The following is a 10,342-nucleotide window of genomic DNA, read 5'->3' as shown; positions in this document are numbered from 1 at the left end:
GCCATGCCGAGATCGCGAGCGACCGCAATCATGCCCGGGAGGGCGCCGACGTCGAGCTTGTTGTCGAGGTTGATGAGGATCCGGTCTCTGGTCGCCATCAGCATCTCGCGCAGCGTCGAGACTGTTTCACCTGTCGCCGCACCGGTGCCCTCGACCACCAGCCGGCATGTCTTCAGTTCGGCCAGCGTGTATTTGACCACCTCGCCCTTGCAGGTCGTGGTGCGGTCGAGCCAGCTGTCATGCATGACCACCAACTCGCCGTCCTTCGAGCGCCTGATGTCGACCTCGACGATTTCGGCGCCCATGGCGATCGAGCCCTCCACGGCGGCAATCGAATTTTCCGCGTAGAGCGTCTTGCCGGCCTGCATGCTGCCGGCGCGATGCGCAGCCACCATGACGTGATCGCGCCATTGGTTGGCATGCTCGAAGCGGTCGAGGATCTGTCTGGCGCGGGTCTCGCCGGCCAAGGCCTGGCCAGAGGCGGCTGCCACGGCCGTGTAAAGCAGAAAACTCAGCCAGATGGTCCGCATCGAGAATCGCTCCTTGCCGGATCGACACCCGGATAGGCGACGCCCGTGACATCTGGGTGAACGAAGCCGGCTAGCGGAATACTCGCAGCAGGTGCGTCAGATGCGTTTCGAGAGCCTGCGGAACCACGCCATGGCCGGCATCTCGACAAAACGCCAGGTGATCCAGGAGGCGGCAATGGTAGCGGCGAGCATGACGACGATCGCCACCGCCCCCGTCCAGCCGGCACCGAAGCCGGTGGCAGGCTGGCCGCGCAGCATGAAGTCGCCGATCAGGCCAAGGCCGAGCTTGCGCTCGACGAGCCCCGCGACGTTGATCAGGCGCGCCTGGACGAAGATGTGGACCATGTAGATCGAATAGGACAGCGCGCCGAGCGTCAGCATGAACGGGGCTCTGAGCAAGGCGCTGATCCAGCCACCCTCATGGGCGAACAGAAACAGCGCCAGCGCGAACACCAGGGGTGCCGCGATGCCGAAGTCATTGTCGCCCGCCAGCGAAACGAAAAGCACGATGACGGCCACCATGACGATTTCGGCAAGGGTCCAGTCCATGCGCGGGCCGCCCCTGGCGAGAGCCTGTCGCGCCCCTGCAATGGAATCATGCTGAAACCAGGCCAGCAAGGCGCCGAGCGAGAAGCCGTACAGGCAACGGATGAAGCCGAAATCGAAGGACACATCCATATGATGGGTCGAGAAGCCGAGCAGGAACAGCGGCGCGGTGACGGCGGCCGCGACGAACCATATCCAGGCGCGCGCGCCGGCGACGAAGACCACGCCGGCAAACAGGAGATAGGCGAAGAACTCGGCCGAAATGCTCCAGCTCGGCGCATTCCAGGTCAATTGATCCTCGAAGCCGACACCCTGCAGCAGAAGGAGATTGGCAAGCAGGCTGTTGAGGTCGAAGCCGCCGGTGAAGGGGGCAGCCCCCGTGCCGTGCAATTGCGGCAGCATCAGCCGCAGCAGCTCGAAACCGGCGAAGGCGGCAAGCATGAGCAGATGCAGCGGGTAGATGCGGCCGAAACGGACCAGGGCGAAACGCGCGACCTGTCCCGGTTGGTTGAGCCGATCGCCGTAGCTGCTGGCGATGACGAAGCCGGAAAGGACGAAGAAGAAATCGACGAACAGGTAGGACGAACCGATGAAGGCGCTTTGCGAAATCGTCGAACCGGTAGGAAAGTGAAACAGCGCCACCAGAAGCGCGCAGATGCCGCGCCACGAATCGAGGACCAGGAAGCGTTCGCCGGCGACCGTGCCGGTGTGGGTCGACGCCGCGGCACGGGTGGGGTTGAGAAACGCGGTCTGCGTCATGATGATACAATCCTGTCTTGCCGTGGCACTCGGGCAGCGCCATTCCGTCTCGCCAAGCTATGACTGGCATCTTCCGTGCCGGTTCTGTAGTTGTTGCAACCCGATGAAAAACGAGGATCCGTAATGGCGAACCACACCATCGACAACGCCTTCACCGCCCGTTCCAAAACGGGCGCCGCGTTTGAGCCGACCTATTCCGGCGCGCTGTCGTTCATGCGGCGCAAATACACCAAGGACGTGAAGGGCGCGGATGCGGTGGTGTGGGGTATTCCCTTCGATGCCGCCGTCACCAACCGGCCTGGCGCCCGCTTCGGGCCGCAGGCGATCCGCCGTGCCTCGGCGATCCTCGACAACGACCCGCAATATCCCTTTTCACGCGATCTGTTCGAGCATCTGGCGGTCGTCGATTATGGCGATTGCCTGCTCGATTCGGGCAACCATCAGAAGACGCCCGGCACGATCGAGCGCGAAGCGGCGAAGATCCTCAAATCAGGCGCCTTCCTGTTGACGCTCGGCGGCGATCATTTCGTCACCTGGCCACTGCTCAAGGCGCATGCCGCCATCCATGGTCCGCTCGCTTTGGTGCAGTTCGACGCCCACCAGGACACCTGGCCGGACGACGGCAAGCGCATCGACCACGGCTCCTTCGTCGGTCGCGCCGTCAAGGAAGGCATCATCGATCCCGACCGGTCGATCCAGATCGGCATCCGCACCCATGCGCCCGACACGTTCGGCATCAAGATCCTCCATGGCCATGAAATCGAGGAGATGCGGGCGTCCGACATTGCCTACGCCATTGTCGACCGCACCGGCGGCAAAAAGACCTATCTCACCTTCGACATCGACTGCCTCGATCCGGCCTATGCGCCCGGCACAGGCACGCCGGTTGCCGGCGGGCCGTCCTCGGCCAAGATCCTGTCGACGCTGCGCCAGCTCAACCAGATCGATATTGTCGGCGCCGATGTCGTAGAGGTTGCGCCGGCCTATGATCACGCCGATATAACGGCAATCGCCGGCTCGATGGTGGCCATGCAATATCTCGGTCTGCTTGCTGAACGGAAAGCCCGGCTTGAAGAGCTGAACAACGGCAATCACAATGGTGCCGCAGTGATTCAAGGCCAGGGCATATAGTCTTGAAAACTCAGGGAATTTGAACAACCCATGAAACCGAAAATCTTCATCGACGGCGAACACGGCACCACCGGCCTGCAGATCAGGGCGCTGCTTGCCGAGCGCGGTGATCTGGAGATCATTTCCATCCCCACCGAGCGTCGCAAGGAAACGGCGGCACGTGCCGAGTTCCTCAATGCCGCCGATGTCGCTATCCTGTGCCTGCCCGACGACGCGGCGAAGGAAAGCGTCTCGCTGATCGCCAACGACACCACCAGGGTCATCGATGCGTCGACCGCGCATCGCGTGGCGGAGGGCTGGGCGTATGGTTTCGCCGAGATGGACAAGGACCAGGCAAAGGCGATTGCCTCGGCAAAGCGCGTCGCCAACCCAGGCTGCTGGCCGCAGGGACCGATCGCGACGCTGCGGCCGCTGGTCACAGCAGGCCTGCTGCCGGCGGATTTTCCGATCACCGTCAACGGCATTTCGGGCTATTCGGGCGGCGGACGGCCGATGATCGAGGACTACGTCGCCAAGGGCGAGGACGCCTCGGAATTCCTGCCTTACGGCCTCACCCTGCAGCACAAGCACGTGCCGGAATTGAGGGCCTATGCAAGGCTGTCGCATGATCCGATCATGCAGCCGGCGGTCGGCAATTTCGCGCAAGGCATGATCACCGTGGTGCCATTGCAACTCGGCGGCCTCGACCATGTGCCGACCGGTGCGGAGCTGCATGCGGCGATTGCCGACCATTTCGCCGCCATCAAGGGCGGTGTGGTCGAGGTGGCGCCCTATTCGCATTCGGAGCGCATGCCGGAGATCGATCCGGAGATCTACAACGGCACCAACCGGATGAAGGTCTATGTCTTCGCCAACGACAAACGGGCGCAGGCCCTGCTGCTGGCGGTCTACGACAATCTCGGCAAGGGCGCCTCGGGTGCCGCCGTCCAGAACATGGATCTGATGCTCGGCCTCTGATGGACACGCCAGCCTTTCCGGCGCGCTGGAAAGTCAGCGCGCCCGAACTCATTGCCGAGACCTTTTCGAGCCGCATCTGGAAGGTTTTGCGCGAAGACGGATCGCCGGCGATCGTCAAGGCGCTGAAGCCTTTCGATGACGTCGCCGACGAGTTGCGCGGAGAGTACTATCTCGCCTGGCGGCGCGGCGAAGGCGCGGTGCGTCTGCTCGGCCGCGACGGCCACAGCATGCTGCTCGAATATGCCGGTGAAACCCTGCTGCAGCAGGTTCTCGACGAACAGGGCGACTTTGCCGCGACCGCAATCGCGGCGGAGCTGATGGCAAAACTGTTTTCACGGGGGAAAGCTCCCTACCCGTCCGAGCTTCAGCCGCTCCGGGAACGCTTCGCCAGCCTGTTCGACAAGGCGAATACCGATCGCGACGCCGGCCTTGACAGCCTCTATGTCGAGGCAGCCGTCATCGCCGAGCGGCTGCTGGCCGATCCGCACGACATCAGGCCCCTGCATGGCGATCTGCATCACGAAAACATCCTGCACGGGCCGCGCGGCTGGCTGGCGATCGATCCGAAGGGCGTGCTCGGCGATCCCGGCTTCGACGCGGCGAACATGTTCTACAACCCGCTCGACCGGGACGATCTCTGCCTCGATCCGAAGCGGATCGCTGATATGGCCGAGATCTTTGCCAGAACACTGAGCCAGACACCGACCGCTATCCTCGATCATGCCATTGCCTATGGATGCCTGTCGGCGTCCTGGCATCACGAGGACGACAATGCGGTCGAGGAGAATCGCGAAATGTCGATCGTCAAGGCGATCCGGGCGGTGCGGGCAAGCTTCTGATCCGACCCAGTAGATCGGCTCGGGATCAGCCCCTGAGCGCTATTCCCGTCGGCAAGGGATAGGCGCCCTTGGTGCCGCGCCAATGGGCTGCTGCAAAGCCCAGCACGATCAGCGCAAATCCCTGATGGGTCAGCGCCATATGCAACGGCACATGCATGAGCAGCGTGCCGACGCCGATCGAGGCCTGCACCAGCACCAGTAGAAACAGCAGCGTCGCGCGGCGCGCATGCGTCGAGCCTGGCAGCCGCCGGCGCGTGGCGATCATGTGCCACAAGGCCACGACGAATACCGTGTAAGCGCCAAGCCGATGGACGAACTGCACCGTCTTCGGGCTCTCGAAGAAGTTGCGCCATGCCGGCTCGAGGATCAGCAGATCGCCGGGAATGATCTTGCCGTCCATCAGCGGCCAGGTGTTGTAGCTCAGGCCCGCATCGAGCCCGGCGACCAGGCCGCCGAAATAGATCTGGATCAGCGCCAGCAGCACGATGAAGCCGGCCAGCCTCTGCGTCGACCTATCGGCGGCAGGCTCGGAATGCGGCGCCAGGCCGCGCGCGACCACCATGGTGGCGGTGAAGATCAGTGCGGCAAGCGTCAGGTGGGTCGCCAGCCGGTACTGGCTGACGGAGATCCGGTCGACCAGGCCAGAGGCCACCATCCACCAGCCGATGGCGCCTTGCAGGCCGCCAAGCAGCAGAATGCCCACGAGTTTCGGACCCAGGCCGCGCTCGATGCGGCGCGTTGCCCAGAAAAACAGCAGCGGCAAGGCGAAGACCAGGCCGACGCTGCGCGCCAGGATGCGATGCGCCCATTCCCACCAGAAGATCGATTTGAACGCTTCGATGCTCATGCCCTTGTTGAGCTCGGCATATTGCGGGATCTGCTGGTAGAGCTGGAATTCCTCCTGCCACTCGGCATCGTTGAGCGGTGGGATTACGCCATGGATCGGCTTCCACTGCGTAATCGACAGGCCGGAATCGGTGAGCCTGGTGGCGCCGCCGACCAGCACCAGCGCAAACAGCACCAGAAGCACCACATAGAGCCAGGCGCGCAGCAGCGCCCGGTTATGCAGGTCGCGGTCGCGGGCGACGTATGGCGCGGCAGCTGATATGGCAGCCATGATCTTGTCCCGGCAGGTTGATTTGGCGGATTGGTGGACCATCGCACCCGTGCTGGCAAGACCATCCGGCGCGGCACGCCGTCGCGCCGCGTCTCACCGGTTGCGCAGTCTCGCCTCAAGGCCTATGCGAGGCCGTTACCCCTTGAGCCTGCCAGGCCGCCTGTGCAAATTCCGGCATGCTCGATCAGGAGACCAACCATGCCCCTGCGCCTGAAAAAGCTGATCGGAATGTTTCTGCTGGTGGCGCTGGTCATCATCTATGCGCTGGTCGCATCGATCTTCGCGGTCGCCCGGCTGTCGGAGTCGGGTCCGTGGGTGCATTTCCTGTTCTTCCTGCTCAGCGGCCTGCTCTGGGTGCTGCCGGCAATGGGCATCATCAAATGGCTGATGCTGGAGCCGAGGGCCAAGCGCTAGGCGAAACCGCCAGCGTCAGATGGTGACGACCATCTTGCCGGCATTGGCGAGCGGCGTCGTCACGCCCGACAACATGGTGCGAATGTGGGCGAGGCTCTGATAGCGGCCGTTGACGGAAATGCGCGGCAAAGCATGCAGGAACCCGGCATGTTCGGCGCGCAGCACGCCGTGGCGCGTCGTCACGGCAGAGGTGTAGCCTGCGTCACGGGCAAAGCCGACTTCGCGACAGCCTACGGCACTCGCATAGCCATAGGGGTAAGCGAAATGGCGGGGCTCTTCGCCCAGTTCGGCCAGCAACATGGCGCGCACGGCGCCGATCTCGTGCCGGGCATCGGCTTCGGAGAGCCGCTTCAGATTGCTGTGGTTGATCGTATGAGCGCCGATCGTCACCAGCGGATGCGCGGCGATGCGGCGGATTTCGTCCCAGTTCATCAGTGTCCGCAGGCGCGGACCGTCGGCGTCGATGCCATTTGCGCGAGCCAGATCACGCAACACCGCCTGCAGGTCCTCCTCGCGGATTTCGGAGGTGAGATAGGCGTGCAGGCGTGCATTGGCCTGCAGCTTCTTCGCGGGGGTCGAGCAATCGATCGACAGCGGACCATTCGGCCGCGTCAGCGTCAAGGTATCGCGCGCGTTGACGATGTCCTCGACAACATCCCACCACAGGTCGGCTGTGCCGTTGATCAGCCCGGGCGCGACATAGATGGTGATCGGCGCGCCGTGCTTCTCCAGCACCGGCAGCGCCTCGACCATATTGTCGCGATAGGCATCGTCGGCGGTGATCGTGGCAAACTGACCGCCTTTGCCTCCCGCCTTGATGCACTCCACCGCCTCGTCCATGGAGACGAAGGCATAGCCATGCGCCTTCATGTCGGCGATCATGGCGTCAAGGAAGCCGGGCGCGATATTCAGATGCCGGTTGACGCTGTCCGGCTTTTCCGGCGTCGCGGTAACACGGTGCAGCATCAGGATGGCGCCAATGCCACCGATGAACGGCTTGGCCAGCGGTGCAAGGCCGGTATAGCGGGCGACGTTCAGCGCCAGTTTCCGGATTGCCTCCCCGCCGTCGATCATTCATTCACCTTTTGCGCCTAGGCTGATCCAAGCACGGAATGCGCCTATGCGAACCCCCAAATCGCGACCAATACGCCCTAAGGATTGAGGTATGGTTGACGCAACTGCGTCATTTGACGGCAATCGGCTTGCGGCGACCGAGGCATCGTCGCGCGCCTTGCCACGGGACCGTGCCGGCCTGTCGATCTCGGTGGCGTCCACGGACGGACTGGCGGCCTATGCCGAGTTCTGCCGCTCGGCTCTGTTTGGTCCGGCGCAGAGTGCTGCCTGGATCCTGAATTGGGCGGCCGAGACACGACCGGACCTGCTCGTCGCGACGCTGAGTGCCGAGGGCAAACCGGTTTTTTCGCTGGCGCTGGAGGTTGCCTGCAAGGGACCATTCCGGATCGCCCGCTTCATGGGTGGGCGTCACGCCAACGGCAACTTCGTCGCCGCGGACCCGAACTGGCTGGCCAAGGTGGATATGCCGGCCCTCCGATCGGTGCTGGCGGCCATCACCGAGGCACGCCCGGACATCGATCTGGTCGCGCTCGAGCGGTTGCTGCCCGATCTCGACGGCGTCGCCAATCCGCTCGCATCGCTTGACCATTTTTCCAGCCCCAATCTGTCGCTGGCCGTCGATCTCGCCGGCGGCTTCGATGCGCTGCTTTCTCGCGCCAGCGGCAAACGCAAACGCAAGAAGCACCGGTCGCAGATCCGGAAATTCGAGACCGTCGGCAGCCACCGGCGCATCGAGGCCCGCACCCCGGACGAGGTCGACAGGCTGCTCGACGCCTTCTTCGAGATGAAGGAACTCCGCTTCCGCAAGATGGGCATCGCCAACGTCTTCGGCGACGCGCAGGTGCGCGGCTTCTTCCGCGCGCTGTTTTCGCAAGCACTTAGCGAGGACAAGCCTTCCTTCGTGCTGCACGGGCTCGAGGTTGCCGGCAAGCTGCGCGCCATTACCGGTTCAAGCCGCTCGGGCAAACGCCTGATCTGCGAATTCGGAGCGATCGCCGAGGACGATCTCGGGCACGCCAGCCCCGGCGACTTCCTGTTCTTCGACAACATCCAGGAAGCCTGCGAGACCGGTTTCGAGCTGTATGACTTTTCGGTCGGAGATGAGCCTTACAAGCGGCTGTGGTGCGATATCGAAACGCGGCATTTCGAAGTGCTGGTCCCCTTGACCGTGAAGGGCCGCATGCTGGCGCTGACGCTTCGGCAAGGCGCGCGGCTGAAAGCCTTCGTCAAGAACAGCCCGACTATCTGGAAGCTGACCAAGGTGCTGCGCCGCAAAGCCGCCGGCCAGGCGGCGCCCTCGGAAGAAGATAGCTAACGCAATGACGCCGATCATCCGCACACTGTCCCTGCAGGAACTGGCGCTTCTCGTCGACTGGGCGGCCGCGGAAGGCTGGAACCCAGGTCTTGAAGACCCGGCGATGCTCCAGGCGGCGGACCCCGAAGGCTTCATCGGCGCCTTTGTCGGCGACGACATGGTCGCGGCAATTTCGGCCGTGGCCTATGGCAGCGAATTCGGCTTCATCGGCCTCTACATCTCCCGGCCTGACATGCGCGGCATGGGCTACGGCAAGACGGTGTGGGACGCCGGCATGAAAAGGCTTGCAGGCCGGACCGTCGGCCTTGACGGCGTCGCCGAGCAGCAGGCCAATTACCGGCGCAGGGGCTTCGCGCCGGCCTACGAGACCATCCGCTTCACCGGGCGCAAGGCAGGCCCGGCGGCCAGGGCCGATGGGTTGCGGATGATTACAACGCAACTCCTGTCCGATGTCGTCGCCTATGACGCCCATTGCTTTCCGGCGCCCCGAGACGCCTTTCTGAAGCGATGGCTGCAAGAACCGCATCATGGGTTGGCGGCAATCGGTTCGCGCGGCGTCACCGGCTTTGGCGTGGTGCGCCGGTGCCGATCCGGCTTCAAGATCGGCCCGCTGTTTGCCGACGACATGGAAATCGCTTTGCAACTCCTGGAGGGACTGGCCCGTGCCTGTGAGGGCGGCGAGCTGCATATCGACGTCCCCGCCGATAACACCGGTTTCATAACTGCGCTCGATGCGGCCGGCTTTGCGCCGACCTTCACCACCACGCGCATGTACAAGGGGCCTGCCCCGGAACTGGACCTGCAAAGGGTGTTCGGCGTAACGACCCTGGAACTGGGCTAGATCGGGCGAACCGCCGAACGGCTCCGCCAGGCGATCCGCGGCTCTCTCAGGCGGCGGCAGTGCGCCGTCCCGGCACCGGATTGCCGGGCGGTTCGTGGCCGAGCGGCGTCACCAGCGTCAGGTCGGGATAGCCGTTCTCGATCAGCTTGACGGCAGCTTGCGTCACCTCGTCGTCGGCCTCCAGCATGGAGAGAAAAACCTCGGTCGCATCGCCGGTCAGACGGCCGATGCCCTGCGCGTCGGCTGGTCCGCATTCGACCACGACCAGATCATAAGCCGTTGTCAGCGACTGCATGATGATCGGCAGCCGGTCGGCGGCGCGCATGGCGCGGACCGGATCGGCGGTTCCGACCGGAATGACGTGACAGTCCGAGTAGAGATCGGCATGGATGACGTCACTGAACTGCGCTTCCGAAGCGAGCAGGTTGGTGATGCCGGGAAACAGTCCGCTGTCCAGCATCGGCCGCGAGGCGGCCCCCGACGCGGTGAGGTCCAGCAACAGCACGCGCAGCCCGGCGTCGGCGACTTTGCGCGCCACCAGGATCGCCGATGCAGCCGCCTCGTCGCCTTCCGGCGAGACGAATATGGCGCGCGCCGCACCGCTTGAGATCAGCTTTTCGGCAGCCCTTTCGATGTCGATCTCGCCCAGGGTGGAGCGCGCCGGTTCGGGCTCGACAACCGTCTGCTCTGTCGCCGCCGTAGCGGGCATTGCGACCACATCCGGCGCCTCGGCCATGGCCTGCATCGCAGCGGCATAAGGCTCCGCATCGGCTTCATGCGCAGGTTCAGGCAGTTCCTGGTGAATGAAGGGTTCCTGGA

At 64.0% G+C, this 10,342-nt stretch carries 10 protein-coding genes and 1 pseudogene; 6 read left to right on the top strand and 5 right to left on the bottom strand.

Annotation, left to right across the window (positions count from 1 at the left end):
• Together EN914_RS11105 and EN914_RS11100 are read right to left on the bottom strand one after the other, a co-directional pair.
• A partial coding sequence (locus EN914_RS11105) for a glycerophosphodiester phosphodiesterase family protein (protein WP_164778709.1) occupies window positions 1-530 on the bottom strand: 530 nt, incomplete at its 3' end.
• Window positions 531-626: 96 nt separating this feature from the next.
• Entirely contained in the window at window positions 627-1,835 is a 1,209-nt protein-coding gene (locus tag EN914_RS11100) for an acyltransferase (RefSeq protein ID WP_024504663.1), read from the bottom strand.
• A gap of 123 nt (window positions 1,836-1,958) precedes the next feature.
• Between EN914_RS11100 and speB the strand changes: the two genes are divergently transcribed.
• Genes speB through EN914_RS11085 form a run of 3 tightly spaced genes read left to right on the top strand, consistent with a single transcriptional unit; the run spans window position 1,959 to window position 4,762 of the window.
• Window positions 1,959-2,966, top strand: coding sequence for an agmatinase (gene speB, locus EN914_RS11095; protein WP_013532211.1), 1,008 nt, complete (start codon window positions 1,959-1,961; stop codon window positions 2,964-2,966).
• Between the two features lie 30 nt (window positions 2,967-2,996).
• The gene (argC, locus tag EN914_RS11090; protein ID WP_024504664.1) at window positions 2,997-3,923 is read left to right on the top strand and encodes an N-acetyl-gamma-glutamyl-phosphate reductase; all 927 of its coding nucleotides are present in this window, start codon (window positions 2,997-2,999) and stop codon (window positions 3,921-3,923) included.
• Window positions 3,920-4,762: an aminoglycoside phosphotransferase family protein gene (locus EN914_RS11085; RefSeq protein WP_196815409.1), complete on the top strand. Its 843-nt coding sequence runs from the start codon at window positions 3,920-3,922 to the stop codon at window positions 4,760-4,762. Before argC ends, EN914_RS11085 begins: the two co-directional genes overlap by 4 nt.
• Before the next feature lie 25 nt (window positions 4,763-4,787).
• Here EN914_RS11085 and EN914_RS11080 read toward each other — a convergent pair whose 3' ends face one another.
• Window positions 4,788-5,879 (bottom strand): COX15/CtaA family protein, encoded by a 1,092-nt coding sequence (locus tag EN914_RS11080; protein WP_024504666.1) that lies wholly within the window; start codon window positions 5,877-5,879, stop codon window positions 4,788-4,790.
• Window positions 5,880-6,077: 198 nt separating this feature from the next.
• Between EN914_RS11080 and EN914_RS11075 the strand changes: the two genes are divergently transcribed.
• On the top strand, window positions 6,078-6,293 hold the full coding sequence (locus EN914_RS11075; protein WP_013532215.1) for a DUF2842 domain-containing protein: 216 nt from the start codon (window positions 6,078-6,080) through the stop codon (window positions 6,291-6,293).
• A 15-nt stretch (window positions 6,294-6,308) separates the two neighbouring features.
• Here the strand turns inward: EN914_RS11075 and EN914_RS11070 are convergent, their stop codons facing one another.
• Window positions 6,309-7,367, bottom strand: coding sequence for a polysaccharide deacetylase family protein (locus tag EN914_RS11070; RefSeq protein ID WP_024504667.1), 1,059 nt, complete (start codon window positions 7,365-7,367; stop codon window positions 6,309-6,311).
• Window positions 7,368-7,458: 91 nt separating this feature from the next.
• Here EN914_RS11070 and EN914_RS11065 point away from each other — a divergent pair, with 91 nt between their 5' ends.
• Together EN914_RS11065 and EN914_RS11060 are read left to right on the top strand one after the other, a co-directional pair.
• Complete coding sequence (locus EN914_RS11065; protein ID WP_024504668.1) at window positions 7,459-8,682, top strand: GNAT family N-acetyltransferase; 1,224 nt, start codon at window positions 7,459-7,461, stop codon at window positions 8,680-8,682.
• Between the two features lie 4 nt (window positions 8,683-8,686).
• On the top strand, window positions 8,687-9,523 hold the full coding sequence (locus tag EN914_RS11060; protein WP_024504669.1) for a GNAT family N-acetyltransferase: 837 nt from the start codon (window positions 8,687-8,689) through the stop codon (window positions 9,521-9,523).
• 46 nt (window positions 9,524-9,569) lie between these two features.
• Here the strand turns inward: EN914_RS11060 and EN914_RS11055 are convergent.
• A pseudogene (locus EN914_RS11055) lies at window positions 9,570-10,342 on the bottom strand (chain-length determining protein); the annotation flags it as partial.

The sequence above is a fragment of the Mesorhizobium sp. M7A.F.Ca.CA.001.08.2.1 genome, from assembly GCF_003998455.1.
Lineage (GTDB): Bacteria > Pseudomonadota > Alphaproteobacteria > Rhizobiales > Rhizobiaceae > Mesorhizobium > Mesorhizobium ciceri.
The sequence above is the reverse complement of the archived record's forward strand: the minus strand, read 5'-3'. Positions and strand labels throughout refer to the sequence as shown.

Coding starts and splice junctions, on each gene's coding strand:
- EN914_RS11080 (WP_024504666.1), bottom strand. CDS start 5,879: ATGGCTGCCATATCAGCTGCCGCGCCATACGTCGCCCGCGACCGCGAC.
- EN914_RS11065 (WP_024504668.1), top strand. CDS start 7,459: ATGGTTGACGCAACTGCGTCATTTGACGGCAATCGGCTTGCGGCGACC.
- EN914_RS11060 (WP_024504669.1), top strand. CDS start 8,687: ATGACGCCGATCATCCGCACACTGTCCCTGCAGGAACTGGCGCTTCTC.
- EN914_RS11070 (WP_024504667.1), bottom strand. CDS start 7,367: ATGATCGACGGCGGGGAGGCAATCCGGAAACTGGCGCTGAACGTCGCC.
- EN914_RS11075 (WP_013532215.1), top strand. CDS start 6,078: ATGCCCCTGCGCCTGAAAAAGCTGATCGGAATGTTTCTGCTGGTGGCG.
- EN914_RS11100 (WP_024504663.1), bottom strand. CDS start 1,835: ATGACGCAGACCGCGTTTCTCAACCCCACCCGTGCCGCGGCGTCGACC.
- speB (WP_013532211.1), top strand. CDS start 1,959: ATGGCGAACCACACCATCGACAACGCCTTCACCGCCCGTTCCAAAACG.
- argC (WP_024504664.1), top strand. CDS start 2,997: ATGAAACCGAAAATCTTCATCGACGGCGAACACGGCACCACCGGCCTG.